The sequence below is a fragment of the Kineococcus rugosus genome, from assembly GCF_050871975.1.
Lineage (GTDB): Bacteria > Actinomycetota > Actinomycetes > Actinomycetales > Kineococcaceae > Kineococcus.
Genome location: NZ_JBJLSJ010000031.1, coordinates 1 through 22881, shown reverse-complemented (window position 1 = coordinate 22881; position 22881 = coordinate 1). Strand labels below are relative to the sequence as shown.

The 22881-nt window shown below is 75.9% G+C and carries 20 protein-coding genes; 7 read left to right on the top strand and 13 right to left on the bottom strand.

The genetic code is table 11. The features are described 5' to 3' along the window. Positions 1-10: 10 nt before the first annotated feature. The 3 genes from ACRYM6_RS17035 (at position 11) to ACRYM6_RS17025 (ending at position 1917) form a co-directional block, all read left to right on the top strand. Complete coding sequence (locus ACRYM6_RS17035; RefSeq protein ID WP_432544075.1) at positions 11-496, top strand: heme-degrading domain-containing protein; 486 nt, start codon at positions 11-13, stop codon at positions 494-496. Positions 497-574: 78 nt separating this feature from the next. Then, positions 575-1330 carry a hypothetical protein gene (locus tag ACRYM6_RS17030; protein WP_432544074.1) on the top strand — a complete coding sequence of 252 codons (756 nt, stop codon included), beginning with the start codon at positions 575-577 and terminating at the stop codon, positions 1328-1330. Continuing rightward, positions 1306-1917, top strand: a complete 612-nt coding sequence (locus tag ACRYM6_RS17025) for a hypothetical protein (RefSeq protein WP_432544073.1) — start codon at positions 1306-1308, stop codon at positions 1915-1917. Before ACRYM6_RS17030 ends, ACRYM6_RS17025 begins: the two co-directional genes overlap by 25 nt. Here ACRYM6_RS17025 and ACRYM6_RS17020 read toward each other — a convergent pair. The 5 genes from ACRYM6_RS17020 to purS all read right to left on the bottom strand — a co-directional run bounded on the left by ACRYM6_RS17020 (position 1867) and on the right by purS (position 6801). Continuing rightward, on the bottom strand, positions 1867-2760 hold the full coding sequence (locus ACRYM6_RS17020; RefSeq protein ID WP_432544072.1) for an aminoglycoside phosphotransferase family protein: 894 nt from the start codon (positions 2758-2760) through the stop codon (positions 1867-1869). The genes ACRYM6_RS17025 and ACRYM6_RS17020 overlap by 51 nt on opposite strands. Continuing rightward, a complete protein-coding gene (locus ACRYM6_RS17015) occupies positions 2757-3467 on the bottom strand; it encodes a copper homeostasis protein CutC (RefSeq protein ID WP_432544071.1) in 711 nt (236 codons plus the stop codon). Before ACRYM6_RS17015 ends, ACRYM6_RS17020 begins: the two co-directional genes overlap by 4 nt. A 105-nt stretch (positions 3468-3572) precedes the next feature. Then, a complete protein-coding gene (purL, locus tag ACRYM6_RS17010; RefSeq protein ID WP_432544070.1) occupies positions 3573-5864 on the bottom strand; it encodes a phosphoribosylformylglycinamidine synthase subunit PurL in 2292 nt (763 codons plus the stop codon). After that, positions 5861-6538 (bottom strand): phosphoribosylformylglycinamidine synthase subunit PurQ, encoded by a 678-nt coding sequence (gene purQ, locus ACRYM6_RS17005; protein ID WP_432544069.1) that lies wholly within the window; start codon positions 6536-6538, stop codon positions 5861-5863. The genes purL and purQ overlap by 4 nt, the downstream gene beginning before the upstream one ends. Beyond that, on the bottom strand, positions 6535-6801 hold the full coding sequence (gene purS, locus ACRYM6_RS17000) for a phosphoribosylformylglycinamidine synthase subunit PurS (protein WP_432544068.1): 267 nt from the start codon (positions 6799-6801) through the stop codon (positions 6535-6537). The genes purQ and purS overlap by 4 nt, the downstream gene beginning before the upstream one ends. A 93-nt stretch (positions 6802-6894) precedes the next feature. Here purS and ACRYM6_RS16995 point away from each other — a divergent pair, with 93 nt between their 5' ends. Then, on the top strand, positions 6895-8424 hold the full coding sequence (locus ACRYM6_RS16995; RefSeq protein ID WP_432544067.1) for a diguanylate cyclase domain-containing protein: 1530 nt from the start codon (positions 6895-6897) through the stop codon (positions 8422-8424). Positions 8425-8430: 6 nt separating this feature from the next. Here the strand turns inward: ACRYM6_RS16995 and ACRYM6_RS16990 are convergent, their stop codons facing one another. Then, a complete protein-coding gene (locus ACRYM6_RS16990) occupies positions 8431-9120 on the bottom strand; it encodes an aspartate/glutamate racemase family protein (protein WP_432544066.1) in 690 nt (229 codons plus the stop codon). A 72-nt stretch (positions 9121-9192) separates the two neighbouring features. On the opposite strand from ACRYM6_RS16990, the gene ACRYM6_RS16985 reads away from it, so the two are divergent. Beyond that, the gene (locus tag ACRYM6_RS16985) at positions 9193-10095 is read left to right on the top strand and encodes a LysR family transcriptional regulator (RefSeq protein ID WP_432544065.1); all 903 of its coding nucleotides are present in this window, start codon (positions 9193-9195) and stop codon (positions 10093-10095) included. A 16-nt stretch (positions 10096-10111) separates the two neighbouring features. Here ACRYM6_RS16985 and ACRYM6_RS16980 read toward each other — a convergent pair whose 3' ends face one another. The 3 genes from ACRYM6_RS16980 to ACRYM6_RS16970 all read right to left on the bottom strand — a co-directional run bounded on the left by ACRYM6_RS16980 (position 10112) and on the right by ACRYM6_RS16970 (position 14376). Beyond that, positions 10112-11203 (bottom strand): sugar ABC transporter substrate-binding protein, encoded by a 1092-nt coding sequence (locus tag ACRYM6_RS16980; RefSeq protein WP_432544064.1) that lies wholly within the window; start codon positions 11201-11203, stop codon positions 10112-10114. A 23-nt stretch (positions 11204-11226) separates the two neighbouring features. Continuing rightward, entirely contained in the window at positions 11227-12873 is a 1647-nt protein-coding gene (locus ACRYM6_RS16975; RefSeq protein ID WP_432544063.1) for a methyl-accepting chemotaxis protein, read from the bottom strand. Between the two features lie 102 nt (positions 12874-12975). Then, entirely contained in the window at positions 12976-14376 is a 1401-nt protein-coding gene (locus ACRYM6_RS16970; protein ID WP_432544062.1) for an aspartate aminotransferase family protein, read from the bottom strand. 141 nt (positions 14377-14517) lie between these two features. Between ACRYM6_RS16970 and ACRYM6_RS16965 the strand changes: the two genes are divergently transcribed. Next, the gene (locus ACRYM6_RS16965; RefSeq protein ID WP_432544061.1) at positions 14518-16053 is read left to right on the top strand and encodes a helix-turn-helix domain-containing protein; all 1536 of its coding nucleotides are present in this window, start codon (positions 14518-14520) and stop codon (positions 16051-16053) included. A gap of 40 nt (positions 16054-16093) precedes the next feature. Beyond that, a complete protein-coding gene (locus ACRYM6_RS16960; protein WP_432544060.1) occupies positions 16094-18313 on the top strand; it encodes a SpoIIE family protein phosphatase in 2220 nt (739 codons plus the stop codon). Positions 18314-18316: 3 nt separating this feature from the next. Here ACRYM6_RS16960 and allB read toward each other — a convergent pair whose 3' ends face one another. The 4 genes from allB to ACRYM6_RS16940 are packed head-to-tail and all read right to left on the bottom strand — an operon-like array spanning position 18317 to position 22653. After that, positions 18317-19675: an allantoinase AllB gene (gene allB / locus ACRYM6_RS16955; RefSeq protein ID WP_432544059.1), complete on the bottom strand. Its 1359-nt coding sequence runs from the start codon at positions 19673-19675 to the stop codon at positions 18317-18319. After that, positions 19672-20373, bottom strand: a complete 702-nt coding sequence (locus ACRYM6_RS16950) for a GntR family transcriptional regulator (RefSeq protein ID WP_432544058.1) — start codon at positions 20371-20373, stop codon at positions 19672-19674. Before ACRYM6_RS16950 ends, allB begins: the two co-directional genes overlap by 4 nt. A 13-nt stretch (positions 20374-20386) precedes the next feature. After that, a complete protein-coding gene (locus tag ACRYM6_RS16945; protein WP_432544057.1) occupies positions 20387-21154 on the bottom strand; it encodes an aspartate/glutamate racemase family protein in 768 nt (255 codons plus the stop codon). Continuing rightward, positions 21154-22653, bottom strand: a complete 1500-nt coding sequence (locus ACRYM6_RS16940; protein ID WP_432544056.1) for an NCS1 family nucleobase:cation symporter-1 — start codon at positions 22651-22653, stop codon at positions 21154-21156. The genes ACRYM6_RS16945 and ACRYM6_RS16940 overlap by 1 nt, the downstream gene beginning before the upstream one ends. Between the last annotated feature and the right edge of the window lie 228 nt (positions 22654-22881).

The window sequence follows — 22881 nt, the reverse complement described above, 5'->3', positions numbered from 1 at the left end:
AGGAGTCCCCGTGAGCACCCCCGAGACCGACGTCGAGCTGCTGGCCCGGCTGACCGCCGACGAGGAGCGCCTCGTGCTCGACCGCTTCGACGAGGACGACGCCTGGCGGCTCGGCGGCCTGCTCGTCGAGCGCGCCCGCGCCGCCGGCCTGCCCGTCGCGGTCGCCATCCGCCGCAACGGCCAGCGGCTGTTCCACGCCGCGCTGCCCGGGTCGGTGGCCGACCACGACGACTGGCTGCGGCGCAAGATGAACGTCGTCGACCAGTTCGGGTGCTCCTCGTACCTGGCCGGGACGCGCCGGCGGCTGGCGGGCGGAGACGTCGACGCCGCCTCCCAGCTCGACCCCGGGACGTTCGCCGCGCACGGCGGGGCCTTTCCCCTCCGCGTCCGCGGCGTCGGGGTGGTCGGCGCCGTCGCCGTCTCGGGCCTGCCCCAGGCCGACGACCACGCGCTCGTCGTGGGGGCCCTCGCCGAGTTCCTCGCCTCGGCCGGCTGAGACGGGGCGGGCCCGACGGAGGCGCCGGGCGCCGGGGAAGTCCACCTCCCGGCGCCCGGGCCCTCCTAGGGTGGTGGCGTGGTCGACCCCCCGCACGGCGCGACGCCACCGGCCCCGGCCCCGCAGGAGGACCCGCCGGAGGACCCGGAGCGCGCCGGGCCCCTGCCCCGCCCGCTCGCCGCGGCCGCGTGGGTGCTCGCCGTCGTGGCCCTCGCCCAGCCGGTGCTGGTCGCCGTCGTCGCCGCCCGCGTCCTGACCGGCGCCGTCGACGACCCCTACCTGACCGGGTACGCCGAGGACGGCACCCCGACCCTCGCCCCCGACATCGGCTTCTGGGACCGCTGGGCCGTGCTGAGCGGGCTCGTCGTGCTCGACCGGCCCCTGCTCGCCGCCACCGCCGCGACCGCCGCGCTCGCCGGCCTGCACCTCGCCGGCCGCGGCCGCTGGCGGCTGGCGCGGCCGCTGCGGGCCGTGGCCGCCGCCACCGGCGCCGGCTGCGCGCTCGCCGCCACCGCCCAGGCCACCACCCTCGTGCTGTCGACCCGGCAGGAGCAGACCGGGTACGGCGCGGGCTGGCCCTCGCAGTTCGTGGCCTTCGCGACGCCGGTGGCGACCGCCCTCGCGTGCGCCGCGTTCGCCGTCGTCGCCGCCGTCGTCCTGCTGGGCCCGGCGGCCCCCGCGCCGCGCGCCGCCCCACCGCCGGACCCCGAGCCCGAGCCCGAACCGGAGCCCGAACCCGCACCCGCGTCCGAGCCCGCGCCGGACCCCGGGCCGGAGGAGCTGCCGCGCCCCAGCGAGGAGGAGTACGCGTGGTACCGCCGCCCGGAGCCGTGAGCGACGGCCCGCGGGCCGACCGGTGGTCGTGGGTGTTCGGTGCGCTGGTCGCCGCCGCCGCCGCGCCCGTGGCGCTGTCCGCGGTCACCGTGGTGCACGTGCTGACCGACGACGGTGTGCAGGCGTCCGTCAACGGCGGGCTGTGGGCCCGCGAGTCCGGGCGCCCCTTCGCCGACCGGTGGGAGGTCGTGACGCTCCTGACGCAGCTCACTCCCCCCGCCGTCACCACCGCGGCCGCCCTGCTCGCCCTGGCCGCGGTCGTCGTCTCGGGGCGGCCCGCGTGGCTGGCCCGCGGGAGCGGGCGCCCCCGCCTCGTCCTGGGCACCCTGGCCGCCGGGTGCGCCCTGTGGACGGCCCTGACCACCGCGGTCGCCGGGTGGGCCCTGGTCACCGGTCCCGCCGCGCGGCAGCGGGCCGACCACGTGGGGGCGCCGCGGGTGGACGTGACCGACCGGGTCGTCGACGGCGGCCCGGCCCTGCTGGCCGTGGTCGTGGACGTCGCCGTCGTCGTCGCGCTCGTCACCACCCGCGAGCGGTCACACCAGCGGGTCGGCGAGGACCCGGCCGAGCGTGCGCGCGCCGACTGAGCTCATCGCCGGGTTCGTGCGGGCGTAGTACCGGACCAGCCCGACCGCCTGCACGAACGCCCACGCCTGGCCCCGGACCCAGTCCAGGTCCCGGCCGCCGCACCCGGCCCGGAACCGCTCCCGCGCCGGGCCCTCGAACAGGTGCCACCCCGCGATGAGGTCCAGGGCGGGGTCGGCCGGCCCCAGGCCGCCGACGTCGAGGACCCCCGCCAGCCGCCCGCCACCGACGAGCACGTTCCCCGGGACGAGGTCGCCGTGCGTCACGACGTCCGCCGACACGTGCGGCAGCCTCAGGCAGCGCTCCCACAGGGCGCGCAGCGCGGGGACGTCGAGGAGGTCCCCGCTGCGCGCGAGGCACTCCCGCACCCACCCGTCGTGCCGGTGCAGGTCGCCGCCGCGGCCGTCGCCGGAGAACCGGCGCCCGTGCAGCGACAGGTCGCGGACCCCGCGGACGAACTCGGCGAGGTCGGTCGCCAGGTCCTGCGCACCGGCGGTGTCGACCTCGTCGGCGGGCGTGCCGGGGATCCACCGCAGGACGCTCCAGCCGAACGGGTACCCCGCCGCGGGCTCACCCACCGCCACGACCTCCGGCGTGGGGAACCGGGTGCGGCCGAACAGCTCCCGGGTGGCCGCCAGCTCCGCGGGCAGCCGCGCGGCCTCGCCGGGGCGGCGCGGCAGCCGGACCAGGAGGTCCTCGCCGAGCCGGAACACCGCGTTCACCGTGCCCGTGCCGCGCAGCGCCGTCAGCCGCAGCCCGGCCCAGTCCGGGAACCGGGTGCGCACGAGCTCGGCGACCAGCGCCTGCGGCACCTCGACCTCGTCGTCGTGCATCCGCGGGTTCACGCCGGCACCGCCGCCCCGGCCGCGCGGACCGCCGCGCGGACCACGTCGGGGTCCACGACGGACCGGGCGCCGAACCCCTCGTCGGGGGCGGCCGGGCGGCGGGCCGACAGGTGGACGTCGTCGGCCCCCGTCGCCGCGACCAGCTCGCCGATCCGCTCGGGGCGCACGCCACCGCCGGCCGTGACGGCGACCCGGCCGGCGGCGGCCGCGACGGTCCGGGCGATGCGGGCGGTCCCGTCGTGGGCGCAGGCGGCGCCGCCGGACGTCAGGACGCGGTCGACGCCCGCGGTCAGGAGGTCCTGCACCCCCCGCTCGACGTCGGGGTGGACGTCGAAGGCGCGGTGCACCGTCAGCTCGGCGTCGCCGGCCAGCTCGCGCAACCGCAGCAGCGCGTCGACGTCGAGCCGGCCGTCGGGGCGCACCGGGCCCACGACCAGCCCGGCCGCGCCCGCGTCCAGGGAGGCCCAGCCGTCGCGCAGGACGACGGCGAACTCGTCGGCGTCGTGCTGGAAGTCCCCCGGCCGCGGGCGCAGCAGCACGTGCACCCCGACGGGACCGGCCGCCTCCACGGCCCGCTCCACGAGGCCGACCGACGGGGTGAGCCCGCCGACCTCCAGCGCGACGCACAGCTCCACGCGGTGCGCCCCCGCGGCCCGCGCGACGCGGACCCCGGCGACGTCGGTGACGGCGATCTCGACCCTCGGCACGGCGCCCACCCTGTCGTGGATCGGGCGCCCCGACCACCCCTGCCGGCGCGGGGACGACGGAGGGCCGGCCCGCAGCGCGGACCGGCCCTCCGGGGACGGGTGTGCTCAGCCGAAGTGCGCCGGCAGCGTCGCGGTGTGCGTCGCGCGCAGCTCGGCCACCGGCACCTGGAAGCGGCCCTGGACGTCCAGGACGCCGGGCTCGGCGTCGGTCACGCCGATGCGCAGGTGCGCCAGGCCGCGCGCGGTGCACATGTCGGTGAACCGCACCTCCTCCTCACGCGGCACGGACACGATCGCCCGGCCGGCGGACTCGGAGAACAGCGCCGTGAACGCGTCGATCCCGTCGCGCTCGCACAGCTCGTCCAGCCACACCCGCGCCCCGACGCCGTAGCGCAGCACCGACTCGACGAGGGCCTGCGCGAGGCCGCCGTCGGACAGGTCGTGCGCGGCGTCGACCAGGCCGTCGCGCGAGCACTGCACGAGCACGTCGGCCAGCAGCTTCTCGTGCGCGAGGTCCAGCACCGGCGGCAGCCCGCCGAGGTGGCCGTGCTCGGCCCAGGCCCACTCCGACCCGCCGAACTCCCCGCGCGTGGTGCCCAGCAGGTAGACGTTCTGCCCCGACTCCCGCCACCCCGAGGGGGTGCGGCGGCGGACGTCGTCCAGGACGCCGAGGACCCCGATGACGGGCGTCGGCAGGATCGCCGAGTCCAGCCCCTCGTCGCCGGTCTGGTTGTACAGCGACACGTTCCCGCCGGTGACGGGGACCCCGAGCTCCTCGCAGGCCAGGGCCAGGCCCTGCACGGCCTCGGCGAACTGCCACATGACGCCGGGGTCCTCGGGGGAGCCGAAGTTCAGGCAGTCGGTGACGGCCAGCGGCTTCGCGCCCGCCGCGGCGACGTTGCGGTACGCCTCGGCCAGCGCCAGCGCGGCGCCGGTGCGGGGGTCGAGCCGGGCGAACCGGCCGTTGCCGTCCAGGGACAGCGCGACGCCGAGGTTGGTCTCCTCGTCGACGCGCACGACCCCGGCGTCGTCGGGGGTGGCCAGCGCGGTGCCGCCCAGGACGTACCGGTCGTACTGGTCGGTGACCCAGGCCCGCGAGGACAGGTTCGGCGACCCGGCCATCCGCAGCAGCGTCGCCCGCAGCTCCTCGTCGGTCGACGGGCGCGGCAGGGAGTCCGGGACGTCCGCCTGCAGGGCGTCCTGCGAGGCGGGCCGGGCGTACGGGCGCTGGTACACCGGGCCGTCGTGGGCGACGGTGCGCGGCGGGACGTCCACGACGGTCTCGCCGTGCCACTGCACGACGAGGTGGTCGCCGTCGGTGACCTCCCCGAGGACCGCGGTCTCGACGTCCCACTTCGCGGTGACCGCGAGGAAGGCGTCGACGTTGGCGGGGGTGACGATCGCCATCATGCGTTCCTGCGACTCGCTCATGAGGATCTCCTCGGGCGAGAGCGAGGGGTCGCGCAGCGGGACGCGGTCGAGGTGGATGAGCATCCCGCCGTCCCCGGCGGAGGCCAGCTCGCTGGTGGCGCAGGACAGCCCGGCGCCGCCGAGGTCCTGGATGCCCTCGACCAGGCCCGCGTGGAACAGCTCCAGGCAGCACTCGATGAGCACCTTCTCCTGGAACGGGTCCCCCACCTGCACCGCCGGCCGCTTCGAGGGGCCGGTCGCGTCGAACGTCTCGCTGGCCAGCACCGAGACGCCGCCGATGCCGTCGCCGCCGGTGCGGGCGCCGAACAGGACGACGAGGTTGCCCGCGCCGCGGGCGTTCGCCAGGTGCAGGTCCTCGTGCTTCATGGCGCCCACGCACAGGGCGTTGACGAGCGGGTTGCCCTGGTAGGTGGGGTCGAAGACGACCTCGCCGCCGATGTTGGGCAGCCCGATGCAGTTGCCGTACCCGCCGACGCCGGAGACGACCCCGGGCACGACGCGCGCGGTGTCGGGGTGGTCGATCGCGCCGAACCGCAGGGAGTCCATGACGGCGATCGGGCGGGCGCCCATGGCCATGATGTCGCGGATGATCCCGCCGACGCCGGTGGCCGCGCCCTGGTAGGGCTCGATGTAGCTGGGGTGGTTGTGGGACTCGACCTTGAAGGTCACCGCCCAGCCCTGGCCGATGTCGACGACCCCGGCGTTCTCCCCGATGCCGACCATGAGGTGCTCCTTCATGGCCTCGGTGACGTGGTCGCCGAAGGTCCGCAGGTGCACCTTGGAGCTCTTGTAGGAGCAGTGCTCGCTCCACATGACCGAGTACATGGCCAGCTCCGCGCCCGTGGGGCGGCGGTCGAGGATCTCGCGGATCCGCTGGTACTCGTCGGCCTTCAGGCCCAGCTCCGACCACGGCTGCGGGTGGTCGGGGGTCTGCGCGGCGCGGGTGACGGTGTCGAGGGTGCTCACGCGATGGCCTCCAGCCCGGCCGTCAGCACGGACGTGAACAGGCCCAGGCCGTCCAGCCCGGGTCCGAAGACCTCCTCCACGGCGTGCTCGGGGTGCGGCATGAGCCCCACCACGTTGCCGCGGTCGTTGCTGATCCCGGCGATGTCGCGCAGGGACCCGTTCGGGTTGCCGCCCAGGTAGCGGAAGACCACGCGGCCCTCGCCCTCGAGGCGGTCCAGGGTGGCCTCGTCGGCGACGAACCCGCCCTCGCCGTTCTTCAGCGGGACGGTGATCTCCTGCCCCTCGGTGAACGAGGAGGTCCAGGCGGTGGCGGCCGACTCCACGCGCAGGCGCTGGTCGGTGCACAGGAACTTCTGGTGGTCGTTGCGGACCAGGGCGCCGGGCAGCAGGTGCGACTCGCACAGCACCTGGAAGCCGTTGCAGATGCCCAGGACGGGCATCCCGCCCCCGGCGGCGCGCACGACCTCGGTCATGACGGGCGCGAACCGGGCGATGGCGCCGCAGCGCAGGTAGTCGCCGTAGGAGAAGCCGCCGGGCAGCACGACGGCGTCGACGCCCCGGAGGTCGGCGTCGGCGTGCCACAGCGCGACGGCCTCGCCACCGGCGAGGGTCACCGCGCGGCGGGCGTCGCCGTCGTCGAGGGACCCGGGGAAGGTGACGACCCCGACCTTCACGCCCGGGCCTCGGCCGCGCTCGCCTCGCGGACGCTCACGACGTCCTCGATCACGGGGTTGGACAGCAGCTTCTCGGCGGCCTGGCGCGCCTGGGCGAGGACCTCGGGGGTGACGTCCCCCTCGACCTCCAGCTCGAAGCGCTTGCCCTGGCGGACGCTGGTGAAGAGATCGAACCCCAGGCGCGGGAGGGCGCCGACGACGGCCTTCCCCTGCGGGTCGAGGATCTCGGGTTTCGGCATGACGTCGATGACGACGCGGCCCATGCGCGGCGCTCCTTCGAGAGGGGGATCGGCGATCCCCAGGTTACCGCCGCCGGGAGGGCTCAAGGACCGCGCCGCCCGTGCCGACGTGACGACGTGGGATCCAGCCGGAGGTTCCGTCGCCCGAGCGCGTCGGCCCTCGTCGACACCGTCGTCTTCGTGCTGGGCCTGGGCGTGCTGGTGGGGGCGCTGCTGACCTGGCGCGCCGAGGGGTCCGACCCCTCCCTGCTCGTCGCCCTGGCGGTCTGCCTGCCGACGGGCTGGCTGCTGACCCGCTTCCCGCTCATGGTCACCGGGATCAACACCGGCATCCTCGTGCCCTTCGCCCCGGTGCTGCTGTTCTTCCTGCTCACCTCGCACGCCGACCGGCCCGCGACGGCGCTGCTGGCCTGGTGCTGCACCGGCCTGGCCTCGTACCTGGTCGACCGCCGCGCCTGGACCAGCCGGCTGTTCAACGCCGGGTCCTCGCTGCTGGCCGCGCTGGGCGCCACCGCGGTGAGCGTGGCCGTGCAGCCGGCCGCCGACCCGGTCAGCCCCCGCCAGCTGCTGGCCGTGCTGCTCGCGGCGGGCACCTACTACCTCCTCGACGCCCTGCTGTCCGCGGTGTCCATCGCCGTGGAGCACCACCGGCCGCTGGCCGCGGAGCTGCTGCACCCGGGGACGTTCGTCGGCGGGGCGCTGTTCCTCGTCGTGGCCAGCCTCGGCTACCTGTCCGCCGCGGTGGACCTCGCGATGCCCGGCTGGGTCACGAACCTGACCCTGGTGCCCGGCGCGGCCGTCGTCGTCGCCTCCTGGGGCTGGCGCACCGCCACCCAGCGGCGCGCCCAGCAGCACGAGCTCTTCCAGGCCTCGGTGCGGATGCACACCGTCAGCACCGACGCCGAGCTCGTCGCCGCGCTGGAGCGGCACGGCTCGGCGCTGCTGTCCGGCGGCCTCCTGCGGGTCCTGGACCGCGCCCCCGGCCCGGGCGAGAGCGGCCGCCCGCTGCCGCCCGGCCCCGACGGCGCCCCGCGCTGGATCGTCACCCCGGCGCCCACCAACCGGGACTCCGCGGGCTTCGACACCTCCGCGGTCGAGGCGCTGACCCTCATCGCGGCCACCGCGGTGCACCGGGTCGCGCAGGCCGAGGCCTCCGAGCGGGCGGCCCTGCTGGACCCGCTCACCGGGCTCGGCAACCGGCGCGCCTTCACCCAGCAGCTCACCGACGCGGTCGCGGACCAGACCGCCGTCGCGGTGCTCTTCGTCGACCTCGACGGGTTCAAGGCCGTCAACGACACCCTGGGCCACGCGGCCGGGGACGAGCTGCTCGTGGAGGTCTCCCGGCGGCTGCTGGCCACCGTCGGGGCGCAGGGGCGGCCGGCGCGCCTGGGCGGGGACGAGTTCGCCGTCCTGCTGCCCGACCGGGACCCCGGGCAGGTCGAGGACACCGGCGACGCCCTGGTCGCGGCCCTGCGCGAGCCGTTCCTGCTGAGCGCCGGCCCCGCCACCATCAGCGCCAGCGTGGGCATCGCCCCCGCCGTCCCCGGCGAGGCGGCCCAGGCGCTGCTGCACCGGGCCGACGCCGCGATGTACGCCGCCAAGCGCGCCGGCGGGTGCCGCAGCGTGCTGGCCGTCGACGAGGCCTGAACCGGCTCAGCCCAGGGCCAGGTCCAGCGCCGCCCGGCAGTGCAGGGTGGTGGTGGGGAAGACGGGGACGGGCAGGTCGTCCGCGCCGACGCTGAGCTCCAGCTCGGTGCAGCCCAGCACGATCCCCTCCGCGCCGGCGGCGAGCAGGTCCTGCGCGACCGCCAGCAGCCGCTGCCGGGACGCGGCCTCGACCCGGCCCGTGCACAGCTCCTCGAAGATGATCCGCTGGACCTCCTCGCGGCCGGCCGGGTCCGGCACGAGCGTGGTCACCCCCCGGTCGGCGAGCCGGCCCCGGTAGAACTCCCGCTCGGCGGTGTACCGCGTCGACAGCAGCCCCACGCGGGACAGCCCCGCCGCCGTGACGGCCGCGGCGGTGACGTCGGCGAGGTGCGGCACCGGCACCGCGACCGCCGCGGCGACGGCGTCGTGCACCTCGTGCATCGTGTTCGAGGCGATGAGCAGCAGGTCCGCCCCCGCGGCCTCCAGCCCCCGCGCCTCCGCCGCCAGCAGGTCGCCGGCCGCCCCCCAGCGGCCGGCGACCTGCAGCGCTTCCACGTCGGCGAAGTCGACCGCCCCCACGGCCAGCCGCGCCGAGTGCAGCCCCCCCAGGCGTCCGCGGACCCCCTGGTTGATCAACCGCAGGTACTCCGCGGTCGACTCCCAGCTCATCCCCCCGATGACCCCGATCCTCTGCACCCGTCCAGCGTGACGGCCCGCGGGCGGAAGGAGAAGAGCGATCTCGTGGCACCACCTGCAACCATGGCTTCCATGTCGACGCCGCTGGACCTCGACCCCCGCAGCCTCGTCGTGCTGCACCTGGTCGTCCGCCACGGGTCCCTGTCCGGTGCCGCCCGGGAGCTGGGGTGGACCCACCCCGCCGTCGCCCAGCACGTGCGCCGGCTGGAACGGGCCGCCCGGTGCGCCCTCGTCGAGCGCCACGGGCGCGGGGTGCGCCCCACCGCGGCCGGCGCGGTGCTCGCCCGGCACGCCGCGAACGTCGCCGCCGCGCTGCGCGCGGCCGGGGACTGCCTGCCGGCCCTGGCCACCGACCGGCCCGCGCGCCTGCGCGTCGCCGCCTTCCCCACCGCCTGCGCCACGCTCGTCCTCGACGCCGTCCGCGACCTCGCGGCGAGCGAGCCCGACCTCGGGGTCGACGTCCTGCAGGCCGAACCGCCGGCCGCGCTGCAGGCCCTGCGCGAGGGCGCCGCCGACGTGGCCGTGGTCTTCCACGACACCGGCGAGCCCGCCGGCCCCACCGACCCCGGCACCGCGGTCCGGCCGCTGGGCCACGACCCCCTCGTGCTCGTCCTGCCCACCGACCACCCCCTCGCGCGGGGCCCGCGGGTCCCCCTGGCCGCGCTGGGGGGCACCGACGTCCTCGCGGGGTGCCCGACCTGCCGGGCCCGGTGGGAACGGCACTGCGCCCGCTCGGGGGTCCGGACCCGGCTGCACCACCAGGTCACCGACGACTACGTGCTGATGCAGGCGATGGTGGCGGCCGGTCAGGGGCTGGCGGTCCTGCCCGAGCTGGCGCTGACCGCCCACCGCCGCCCCGGCCTCGCGGCCCTGCCCCTCGACCCGCCCACCGGGCGCGACCTGGCCGTCCTGGTCCGGGAGGGGACCCCGGCGACCGGGCCCGCGACGGCCTTCGCCGACCGCCTCGCCCGGTGAGGGGGCCGCGCGGCGCTCAGCTGCCCGCGGAGATCCCCGCGGCCGCGCAGGTCTGGCTCGCGGCCCCGGCGCACAGCGCGTCGACCGTCGTGTAGCCGTCGGCGAGGACCTCGCTCTGGACCTGCGCCTTCCCGACCGCCTGCGGCTGCAGGAGGACGGTGGGGACCGACCCGGCCCCGTTGTCGGTGGTGCCGGTGGTCTCCGGGGTCTTCCCGTCCAGGACGTCGGCGACCAGGTCGGCGGTGGCGCGGGCCTGACCGGGCAGGTCCTTGTACACCGTCATGGTCTGCGTGCCGGCCAGGATGCGCTGCAGCGCAGCGGTCTCCGCGTCCTGCCCGGTGATCGGGACCCCGGACAGCCCGGCCTCGGTGAGCGCCTGCAGCGCCCCGGCGGCCAGGCCGTCGTAGGCGGTGTAGACGCCCAGCAGGCGGCGTCCGCCCAGGTCGGCCAGGGCCGAGCGCATCTCCACGGCGGCCTGGTCGGCGCTCCACCCGGCGACGTAGCGCTCGGAGGCGATGTCGACCTTCCCGTCGAGCACGGAGTGGGCCCCGGCGGCGAACAACCCGGCGTTGTTGTCCGCGGGGTCGCCCTGGAGCATGACGATCGCGCCCCCGGCGGTGTCGCCGCCGACCGCGTCCAGGACCGCCTGCCCGCCCAGCTCCCCGACGGCCCCGCCGTCGAAGGAGACGTAGTAGTCGATCGCCGCGCCCTTGACCAGCCGGTCGTAGGCGACGACGGGCACGTCGGCGGCGTTCGCCGCCGAGACCAGGTCACCGGCCTGCGCGCCGTCGAGGGCGACCACGACGACGGCCTGCGCGCCGTCGCGGATCGCCTCCTGGGCCTGGGCGTTCTGCTCGGCCTGGTCCTCGGCGGTGTGCACGTCCACCACGCACGTCGGGCAGCGGTGGGAGAGCTCGACGGAGAAGTTCGGCACGTCGTAGGCCATCGAGCGCAGCGACGTGGACGGGACCAGGAAGGCGACGTGCGGCCCCTCCGGCGCGGCGGCCGGGGTGGTGGCGGTGGTGCCCCCGCCGCAGCCGGCGAGGGCGCCGGCGAGGAGGGTGGCCCCGGCGAGCAGGGTCGCCGTGCGCGCGGTGGTGCGGCTCATCGTGGTTCTCCGGCCTCTGGTCGTCAGTACGTGAAGTGCGAGACGGCGGTGCGCATGCGGGCGGCCATCTCGGCCAGCTCCCCGACGGCGCGCTCGCTGTCGGAGGCCCCGGACCCGGTGGTCTGGGCGGCGGTGGCGACGGTGTCGACGGTGGCGGCGATCTGCCCCGCCCCGCCGGCCGCGTCGGCCACGCTGCGGCCCATCTCCTGGGTCGTGGCGGCCTGCTCCTCGACGGCGGCGGCGATGGTGCCCTGGTAGTCGCTGATCTCCGCGACGACCGCGCCGATGCTGCCGATGGCCGCCACCGCCCGCTCCACGTCCCGCTGGATCGTCTCGATCCGCTGGGCGATGTCCTCGGTGGCGCGCGCGGTCTGGCCGGACAGCTCCTTGACCTCCCCGGCCACGACGGCGAACCCCTTGCCGGCGTCACCGGCCCGGGCGGCCTCGATGGTGGCGTTCAGGGCCAGCAGGTTGGTCTGCTCGGCGATGGAGGTGATGGTCTTGACGACGTCGCCGATCTCGGCGGAGGACCGCCCGAGCTGCGCCATCGTCTGCCCGGTCTCGGCGGCGATGCGCACGGCGTCGCCGGCCACGTCGGCGGCCCGGGAGGCGTTGGAGGAGATCTCGCGGATCGAGGACCCCATCTCCTCGGCGCCGGCGGCGGCCCCGGCGATGTGCGCGCTGACGTCGCCGGCCGAGGACGCCACCTCGGCGGCGCGGCGGGAGACGTCGTCGACGCCGCCGGCGATGAGGCGGCTGTTGGCGCGCAGCTCCTCGGCGGCCGACGCGAGCGCGACGGCCTCGCCGTGCAGGTTGGAGACGGTGTCGCGCATGGCGCCGGTCGCGGTGCCGAGGGCCTGCGCCATGCGGCCCACCTCGTCGCGCTGGGCGACGTCGGCGGTGGCGGTGAGGTCGCCGCGGGCGACGCGGTCGAGGACCTCCACGACGCGCCGCAGGGGCCGGACCACCAGGCGGGTCGTCCAGCCGGCCAGCAGCGCCGTGACCAGCAGCCCGGCGAGGGCGACGAGGACCATGGTGAGGCGGGCGGTGGAGTAGCTGTCGGTGGCGGCGGCCACCGACGCGGCGGCGTGGCGGTCGCTGGAGGCGTCGAGGGCGTCGAGGGCGTCCTGGGCGTGGTCGGCGAGGATCGCGACGTTGCCCAGGTAGAGGGTCTGGAACGTGGCGCGGTCGGCGGGGTCGCCGGAGGTGGCCAGCGGCAGGAGGAAGTTGTCGCGGGTGGCCCGGTAGGAGTCCCACCAGACGGTGAACTCCTTCAGCTGGGCCCGCTGCTGGTCGGTGCGGACCGTCGCGGAGAACTGCTCCAGGAGGCCGTCGAGCTCCTCGTCGCCGGCGGTCAGGCGGGCCTGCAGGTCCGCGCGGGCGGCGTCGTCCTGGGCGAGGGCGAGGTTGGCGAGGTCGCGCTGCGCCTCGACGGCCCCGGCCCGGATGCCGGCCAGCTGGCCGGACGGCACCAGGTCCTCGGCGTAGATGGCGTGCGCGCGGTCGTTGACCGAGGAGGCGCCGGTCAGGCCCACGCCGAGCAGCGCGGCGGCCATCACCGAGGACACCCCGACGAGGGCTCCCAGCTTGGTGGCCACCGAACGGTCGGCGAACCGGCGACGGCGGCGCGGCTCCTCCTGCTGCGTGCGGCCCGTGGGCGCCTGCGACATCCCGGTCACTCCTGCTGGTCCCGGCGGCCGGTCGACCGCACAGGGGACCATCGGCCGGTCGCCCCCCGACCTGAGCCGGTCGGGGGGACCGTCCGGGGAACCTCAGACCAGCGTCATCGCCTCGGTCAGGGTGGCGCGCAGGATCTGCTCCATCTCGTCGAACTCCGCCTGCCCGCAGGTCAGCGGCGGCGCGACCTGGATGACGGGCTCGCCGCGGTCGTCGGGGCGGCAGTACAGGCCGTTGCGGAACAGCGCACCGGGCAGGAACTGCTTGACGAGCGTCTCCCGCTCGCCGAGGTCGAAGGTCTCCTTCGTGGTCTTGTCCTTGACCAGCTCGACGGCCCAGAAGTACCCGTCGCCGCGCACGTCGCCGACGATGTCGAGGTCGAGGAGCTTGCGCAGGGTGTCCCCCAGCGCCTGCTCGTGGGCCAGGACGTTCTGGTTCAGGCCCTCGCGCTCGAAGATGTCGAGGTTGGCCAGCGAGACGGCGGCCGACACCGGGTGCCCGGCGAAGGTGTAGCCGTGCGGGAAGAAGTTCTTGCCCTGCAGGAACGGCTCCATGATGCGGTCGGTCGCGATCATCGCGCCGATGGGGCCGTAGCCGGAGCTCATGCCCTTGGCGCAGGTGATGATGTCGGGCTGGTAGCCGAACTTCTCCGCGGCGAACATCGTGCCGTGGCGGCCGAAGCCGCAGATGACCTCGTCGGAGACGAGCAGGACGTCGTACCGGTCGCAGATCTCCCGGACCCGCTGGAAGTACCCCGGCGGCGGGGTGAAGCAGCCGCCGGAGTTCTGCACGGGTTCGAGCACGACGGCCGCGACGGTGTCGGGGCCCTCGAACAGGATGGCCTCCTCGACGCGGTCGGCGGCCCACGTGCCGAACAGGACCGGGTCGGTCGGGGCGCCCATGCGCTCGGCGCGGTAGATGTTCGTGTTCGGCACCCGGAACCCGCCGGGGGTCAGCGGCTCGAACGCCTGCTTCATCGCGGGCAGGCCGGTGATGGCCAGGGCGCCCTGCGGGGTGCCGTGGTAGGCGGTGGCCCGGGAGATCACCTTGTGCTTCATCGGCTTGCCGGTGAGCTTGAAGTACTGCTTGGCGACCTTCCAGGCGCTCTCGACGGCCTCGCCGCCGCCGGTGGTGAAGAACACCCGGTTCAGGTCCCCCGGGGCGTACCCGGCGATGCGGTCGGCCAGCTCGATCGCCGGCTCGGTCGCGTACCCCCACACGGGGAAGAACGCCAGCTCGCGCGCCTGCTTCGCCATGACCTCGGCGAGCTCGGCGCGGCCGTGCCCGACCTGGACGACGAACAGCCCGGACAGGCCGTCGAGGACCTTGTGGCCCCGGTCGTCCCAGATGTACGCGCCCTCGCCGCGGGTGATGACGGGCGCGGGCCGGTCCTGGTAGGCCCCCATGCGGGCGAAGTGCATCCAGAGGTGGTCGCGGGCCGCCTCGGCGAGGCCGGAACCCCCCGCACCCGTCACGGTCTGCTCGGTCACGGTCATGGCCGGTCCTCCTCGGGTCCTGTCAGCGCGTCGGCGGCCGACGTCGATCCCCCCACCCTGCCGCCCGGGAGCACCCCACCACCAGCGACGTTCCGTCGGCGGGACCCGCCGAGCACCGACGGACCGTCGTAGCCTCGGGGCGTGCTGACGGTCGCCGACGTCCTCGCCCTGCCCGTCCTGGAGGCCGGTGCCCCGCTGGTGCGGGCCGGGGAGGACCGCCTCGGCGCGCCGGTCCGCTGGGTGCACGTCAGCGAGCAGGTCGACGTGACCGGTCTGCTCGGCGGGGGCGAGCTGCTGCTGACGACGGGCCTGGGCCTGGCCAGGGCGGGGCTGGACGCCGAGGCGTACGTGGCCGCCCTCGTCGAGGCGGGCGCGGCGGGCCTGGTCGTGGAGCTGGGCGAGGTCCTGCCGGCGCTGCCGGCCCCGCTGCTGCGGGCGGCCCGGGCGGCCCGCCTCCCGCTGGTGGAGCTGCACCGGGCGGTGCGGTTCGTGGACGTCACCGAGCGGGTCCACACCCGCCTGCTGGACGACCAGCACGAGCGGCTGCGCTTCGCCGAGCGGGTGCACTCGACGTTCGCGGCGCTGGGGACCTCCGGGGCCTCGACCCGGGAGGTCCTGGAGCGGGCCGCGGGGCTGCTGGACGCACCGGTGGTGCTGGAGGACCCCGCCCACCACGTGCTGGACCACGTGCCCGGCGCCCGCGGCACGGTGGAGGTGCTGCGGGACTGGCCGCGCCGCTCGCGCCGCGAGGGCGCCGCGGGCGGCCCGGAGGGGTGGACGGCGGTCCCGGTGGGGACGCCGGGCGAGCGGTGGGGCCGGCTGGTCCTGCCGGGGCGGGGCGCGGGGCAGGACGTCGCCCTGGTCCTCGAGCGCGCCGCCGAGGTCCTGACCGTCCTGCGGCTGCTGGCGGCGGACGGCCCCGGCGAGATCAGCGTCGACCGCGCCCACGGCGACCTGGTGAGCGACCTGCTGCGGGCCCGGGCCGTCGACGAGCCCGCCCTGCGGCAGCGCCTGCGCGCCCTCGGGCTGCCGGCGCGCGGCGGGTTCACGGCCGGCGCGGTGCACACCCCGGGGGGCGCGGACCGGCCCGCGGTGGCCGGCGCGCTGCGCGCGGCGGGGGTGGTCGGGCTGACGGGGGTGCTGGCGCCCGACGTCGTGGGCGTCCTGCTGGTGGGGGCCGCGGAGCGGTCGCTGCCGCGGCTGGCGCGGGAGCTGCCGGCGTCGGCGACGCTGGGGGTGACCGCCGCGGTGGAGCGCCTCAGCGCCACCGGGGAGGGTTTCGCCGAGGCCCGGCACGTCGCGCAGGTGGCGGCGACCGCCCCCGGGCGCGTCCCCGGGGCGGTCCACCGCGCGGCCGACCTGGGCGTGCGGGGGCTGCTGTGGCGCCTGCGCGACGACGCCCGGGTGGCCGGGTTCGCCGAGGAGCAGCTGGCCCCGCTGCTGGCGGGCCCCGACGGGGGCCGCGCGGACCTGGAGCTGCTGGCGCACCTGATGAGCTCGGGCGGGTCGATGACGCGGCTCGCGGGCCTCCTGCACCTGTCGCGCCCGGCGGCCTACGGCCGGGTGGAGCGGCTGGCGCGGCGGCTGGGGCGGGACCTGGAGGACCCCGAGACCCGGCTGGCGCTGCACCTGGCGCTGCTGGTGCGGGGGCAGCAGTCCGTGACCGTGGACCCTTGACGCCATTCGATCACTGTGCGTCATGGACTAACCTCAGTGAGTGGTCGAGCGACGGAGGGACCAGCCCCTGCTGGCCATCACCCACCTCGCGCTGCGCGACGGCCGGGACCTGCGGACCGTCCTGGACGCCGCCACCCGGGCCACCACCGAGGCCGTCGGCGCCGAGTACGGCGCGTTCTTCTACCACGACCGCGACGTGCACGGCGACCGCCTGGACCTGCTCACCCTCGCCGGGGCCGCCGTGCGGGAGTTCCCCGGAGCCGAGCCCGTCCGGCACACCGCCCTCTTCGCCCCCACCTTCGAGGGCGCCGACCCCGTGCGCATCGACGACGTCCACCTCGACCCCCGCTTCGGCCACGGCTCGACCCACGGGATCCCCGGCAACCACCGCGCCGTCCGCAGCTACCTCGCCGTCCCCGTCACCGCCGTCGACGAGGAGACCCACGTCGTCGGGGCCATGCTGTTCGGGCACTCCGCCCCCGGCCGCTTCGACGCCGAGGCCGAGGCCACGGCCCTGTCCGCGGCCCGCGGGGCCGCCGTCGCCATCGACAACGCGCTGCTGCTCGGCGAGCAGCTGGAGGCCCGCCGCCTCGCCGAGGACCGCGAGGCCGCCGCCGCCACCGCCGCCGCGCGGACCGCGCTGCTGCAGTCGGTGACCGCCCTGCTCTCCACCAGCGCCACGACCGCCGACATCACCGGCACGCTGCCGCGCCGGGTCGCCGAGGCGATGGACTGCACCTCGGCCGCGCTGTTCCTGCGCGACGACTCGCGGGGGCTGCTCGTGCGCCACGGCCACCCGCCCGTCTCCCCCGAGCACGAGGCCACCGCCGGATCCATGCCCCTCGACGCCGGCAACCCCGTCACCGAGGCCGTGCTCACCGCGCGACCCGTCGTGGCCGCGCCGGAGCAGATCGCGCGCTACCTGGAGACCCACGGCGTCCCCGACGCCGCGGCCCGCTCCGGGCTGGCCGTCCCGCTGGTCGAGCGCAGCGGGCGCGCCATCGGGGCGCTGGCCGTGGACTGGCTGGGGCGCGAGGACCGCGCGGACGACGTGGCCCTCTTCGAGAGCGTGGCCGCCCAGGTCGCCCTCGCCCTGGAACGGGCGCACCTGCTCGACGCCGAGCGCGCCGCCCGCGAGAGCCTGTCCGGGTCGGTGGCCGCCCTCACCGACCTGGCCCGCACCCTGCAGCGCGGACTGCTGCCGCAGCGCCTGCCCGTGCTGGACCGGGTGCGCGTCGCCGTCCGCTACCAGCCCGCCGTCGTCGGCGCGGAGGTCGGCGGCGACTGGTACGACGCCCTCGAGGTCGAGGACGGGGTGGTCTTCGTCATCGGCGACGTCCAGGGGCACAACACGACCGCCGCCGGCCTCATGGGGCAGCTGCGCACCGCCGTGCGCGCCTACGTCAGCGAGGGGCACGGGCCCGGCGCCGCCCTGGAACGCACCAACCGGCTGCTGGTCGACCAGACCGACGAGCTGTTCGCCACCTGCTCCCTGGTGCGGCTGGACCAGGAGTCGGGCACCGTCACCGTCGCCAGCGCCGGGCACCCGCCGCCGCTGGTCCTGGAGGGGCACGAGCTGAGGGAGCTGGCGTTGGAGCCGGGCCCGCCGCTGGGCGTCGAGCACACCGCGACCTACCCCGAGCGGTCCTACCGCCTCGACGGCGACTGCCGGGTCGTGATGTACACCGACGGGGTCGTGGAGTCCCGCTCCGACCAGCTGGAGTCGGGAGCGGAAGCCCTGCGGCGCAACGTCCTCGCCGCCGCCGGAGCCGACGCCGAGGAACTCGCGGGGCGCATCATGGCGGGCATCCCGCACCGTCTCGACGACGACGCCGCGATGCTCGTGCTCGCCTACCGGGGCCCCAGCACCCAGGTCGAGGAGGCGGCCCTCCCGCTGTCCTCGGACCTGCGCGCCGTCGCCCGGGCGCGCGCGTTCCTCGCCGCCGCCCTCACCGCGTGGGACGTCGCGGAGCTGCTCGAGGAGGCCGAGCTCGTCCTCAGCGAACTCGTGACCAACGCCCTCGTCCACACCGACTCCCCCGCCGGGGTCACGCTGCGCTTCCAGCCGGCCCACCGCCGCCTCACCGTCGCGGTGCGCGACGCCTCCACCCGCCACCCGCGCGAGCGCGACGCCGCCGACGACGCCCTCGGCGGGCGGGGCCTGGCCATCGTCGAAGCGGTCAGCGCGGCCTGGGGCGTCGTCGTGGAGGGTGCGGGGAAGACCGTGTGGGCCGAGCTGCGCGGCGCCCCGGGCGGCTGAGACCTACCCGCGGGAGCGCGGCGGGGCGTGCAGCAGCTCCCCGCGGGGTTCACCGTCGAGGTCGAGCAGCTCCCCGCGGCGCCAGGTCCCCCGGACCGCACCGGTGAACGTCCGCCCCTCGTAGGGCGTCACCTTGTTCTTGTGCTGCAACGCCTCCGCCCGCACGACCCACTCCTCCTCGGGGGCGAACACCGCGAAGTCGGCGACGTTCCCGGCGGCGATCCGGCCCCGGTCGGACAACCCGGCGAGGTCGGCCGTCGCCGACGACATCCAGCCGACGACGGTCTCCAGCGGCACCCCGCGCTCGCGGGCCGCGGTCCACACCGCGGGCAGCCCGATCTGCACGGAGGCGATCCCGCCCCAGGCGGTCCCGAAGTCCCCCTCGTCGAGACGCTTGAGCTCGGCGGTGCACGGGGAGTGGTCGGAGACGACGCAGTCGATCGTGCCGTCCAGCAGCCCCCGCCACAGCGCGTCCTGCTCGGCGCGGTCGCGGATCGGGGGGCAGCACTTGTAGGACGTCGCCCCGTCGGGGACGGAGCCGGCGTCCAGGGTCAGGTAGTGCGGGCAGGTCTCGACGCTGATCCTGGTGCCGGCCGCCTTGGCCGCCGCGACCTCGGCGAGCCCCGCCGAGGACGACAGGTGCACGACGTGCGCGCGGGCGCCGGTGCGCGCGGCCGCCTCGGCGACGGTCCGCACCGCGGCGGCCTCGGCGCTCGGGGGGCGGGAGCCGACGAAGTCGGCGAAGCGCACGCCCCCGGGGTGGGTGTGCGCGGCGATCTCCTCCGCGTCCTCGGCGTGGGCCAGCAGCAGGCCGTCGAAGCGGGCGAGCGCGGTGAGCGCCCGCTCCAGCCCGGCGGCGTCCAGCGGGGGGAACTCCTCGACGCCGGAGTCGAGCAGGAAGCACTTCACGCCGAACACCCCGGCCTCGTGCAGCGGTTCGAGCTGGTCGGCGTTGCCGGGGACGGCCCCGCCCCAGAACCCCACGTCGACGACGCACTTCCCCCGCGCGGCGGCCCGCTTCACCGCGAGGGCGTCGGGGTCGAGGGTGGCCGGGACGCTGTTGAGCGGCATGTCGAGGATCGTGGTGATGCCGCCGGCGGCAGCGGCGCGGGTGGCGGAGGCGAAACCCTCCCACTCGGTGCGGCCGGGTTCGTTGACGTGGACGTGGGTGTCGACCAGACCCGGCAGCAGCACCTCGTCGTCGGCCAGGACGACCTCGCGAGCCGTGTCCCAGGGGTGGTCGAACGCCTCCACGGCGACGACCCGCCCGTCGCGCACCCCCACCGAGACCGGGCGCACCGCACCGTCGACGACCGCGCGCGCCGCGCGCAGCACCAGTTCCACCGGGGGGTTGTCCGTCACCGCTCGTCCTCCGTCGTCCGGTTGCCGCGCGTGGCCCCCAGCGTGCGGTGCCGGGTGCGCCGCGACGGCGCCGCGGCCGGGCGGGTGGGGAACTCGCGGGCCCGCACCCGGGCCGCGAGGTTCTCCTGGTGCGCCGCCGCGGTGGCCAGCAACCGTTCCGCGTCACCGGCCGCGAAGGCGGTCAGCATGTCCTCGTGCTCGGTGTGCAGCGCCCGGGCCTCGTCGCGACCGAGGTCGCCCATCGGGCGGTAGGGCTCGGTGAGGTCCCAGGTCCGGTCGAGCACCCCGAGCAGGCGCAGCATGGCCGACGGCCGCGTCAGGGCCGTGTGGAAGGCGCGGCTCTGGTGGTGGTAGCCGCGTTCGTCACCGGCGTCGACGGCTCGCTGCAGCGCGTCGTGGGCAGCCCGGGCCGCGGCGACGTCGGCCGGTCCCCCGAGGCGCACCGCGACGGCGAGCGCGGCCAGTTCGAGGGTCCCGCGGACGCCGAAGAGCTCGGCCAGCTCACCGTCGGCGAGCCGGGTCACGGAGTACCCGCGCCGCGGCTGGTGCTCGACGAGGCCCTCGCCGACGAGGGTCATGAGCGCCTCGCGCACGGGGATGCGGCTGACGTCGTGGGTGGCGGCGAGCACGTCGACCTCGAGGGCCGTCCCCGGGGGGACGATGCCCTCGACGATGTCGCTGCGGATCGCGTCCAGCACCGGTCGCGACCCCCTACTCGCCGGATCCACCCGTCGACCGTCCTCCTCCACCGGCTGCGCGCAGGGGCCATCCCCGCACGTCCCCGGTTCGCGGCGGAGCGTAGCTGCGGGCCTTCGACGTGGACAGCCCCAGGGCCACCAGGGACTCGGCCAGGCGCGCGGCCGCGGCGACGCCGTCCACGACGGGGACGGTCAGCGCGGCCGCGACGGCCTCGTGGACCCCGGCCATGCCGGCGCAGCCCAGCAGGACGACCTCGGCGCCGTCGTCCTCGACGAGCCGGGTGGCCCGGTCGACGAACGCCTTCGCGGTGAGCTCCGGGTTCGCCTCGATCTCCAGCACGGGCAGGTCGACGCTGCGGACACCGGCGCAGCGCCCGGCCAGCCCGGCCAGCAGCAGGCGGTCGTGGATCGCGGGAACGGCCCGGTCCAGCGACGTCACGACGCCGTAGCTGCGGCCCAGCAGGCACGCGGTGTGGGCGGCGGCCTCGGTGATGTCGACGACGGGGACGTCCAGCACGTCCTGCAGCGCCTCCCGGCCGACCTCGCCGAAGCCGGCGTGCACGACGGCGTCGAACTCCCCGTCGTGGCGCTGCACGGCGTCGAGCACGCCGACCGCGGACAGGTAGCTCTCGTAGTTCGACTCCACCGACGCCGGGCCGAACCGCGGGGTGAGGGCCACGACCCTGGTCGTCGCCGACACCGCCGCCTCGGCCGAGGCCCGGATCACCTCGGTCACCGCCTCGGTCGTGTTGACGTTGACGACCAGGATCGTGGCGGGCATCAGACCTGCGCCTTCGCCTTCGCGGGGATGGAGTTCTTGAGCGCCAGGTAGAGCCCGAAGCCGAGCCCGGCCCCGATGAACCAGCTGAACGACGCCGCGGTGGGGTTGGTGAAGAACACCACGAGGATGGCGACGAGGGCGGCGAAGGCGGTCACCCCGATGGCGACGGTGTTCCAGCCGTTCCTGTAGTGGTAGGTCCCCGCGGGGCTCATGGTGAACAGGTCGGCGACCTCCACCCGCTGCCTCTTGACGAGGTAGTAGTCGGCGATGAGGACCCCGTACAGCGGCCCGATGAACGCACCGAGGGTGTCGAGGGTGTAGTGGATGGTCTCCGGAGAGTTGTACAGGTTCCACGGGGTGATGAGCACGGACCCGACGGCCGCGATCATGCCGCCCGTGCGCCAGCTGATGCGCTGCGGGGAGACGTGGGAGAAGTCGAAGGCCGGGGAGACGAAGTTCGCCACGATGTTGATGCCGATGGTCGCGATGATGAACGTCAGGCAGCCCAGGACGGCGACGGTGAGGTTGTCGATGCGGTAGACCGTCTCGACCGGGTCGGTGATGAGCTCCCCGTACACGGGCACCGTGGCCGAGGCGGTGACGACGCAGAGGATCGCGAACACGAGGAAGTTCACCGGCAGCCCGAGGAAGTTCCCCTTCTTCACCGCCGCCATCGACGTCCCGTACCGGGCGAAGTCGCCGTAGTTCAGCATCGGCCCGGAGAAGTAGGAGACGACCAGCGCGACGGCGCTGACCATCACCCCGACCGCGGCGAAGCCGCTGTGCTCGACGCTGCCGAGGTTGAGGGAGATCTCGGAGAACCCACCCGCCTCCGCCACCAGGTAGGCGGCGAGGGCGAACATCACGACGTAGACGGCGGGACCGCAGAAGTCGATGAACTTCCGGATGGCCTGCATGCCTCGCCAGAACACCAGCGCCTGCAGGACCCACATGGTGCCGAAGGCGATCCAGCCGATGGTGCTCAGGCCGACGAACCCGTGCTGGGTGACGTCGGCGTAGGGGGCCCACGACGGGTCGATCTTCAGGGCCAGCAGCACCAGGGCGTTGGAGGCCAGGTAGGTCTGGATGCCGTACCAGGCGACGGCGATGAGCCCGCGGATCACGGCGGGGACGTTGGCTCCGACCACCCCGAAGGCGACGCGGGAGGCGACGGGGTAGGGGACCCCGGTGACCTGGCTGGGCCTGGCGACCAGGTTGCAGAGGAAGTAGACGATGACGATCCCCACCAGCAGCGCGATGAGGACCTGCCAGGCGGCCAGGCCGAGGGCGAAGAGGCTGCCGGCCGTCACGTAACCCCCGACGCTGTGCACGTCGGACATCCAGAAGGCGAAGAAGTTGTAGGACTTCCAGCCCTGCTGCCTCAGCGGGGCGAGGTCGGAGTTCGTCAGCCGGGGGTCGTAGCCCTCCTCGACGACACCGTCACCGGCTGCGTGCGAGTGGGCGGCGAGTTCCACCTCGGCCCGGGTCACGTCGGTCATGGCAGCTCCTGCGGTCGTGGGGTGCACCGGCGGGCGGTGCGTCGACCACGCTATTGACCTCAGGTTTCACGCTTGTAACCTCGCGGATATATCCGTGACCACGCGCGGCCGGGCCCCTCGTCGGGCCCGGCCGGGCGGGGGGGGGGGGGGGGGGGCGCCCCGGGGGGGCGCGTGGGTGGGCGCGGGGGGGGCCGGGGTGGGGGCGCCCCTCTCCCGGCGGCTCCATCC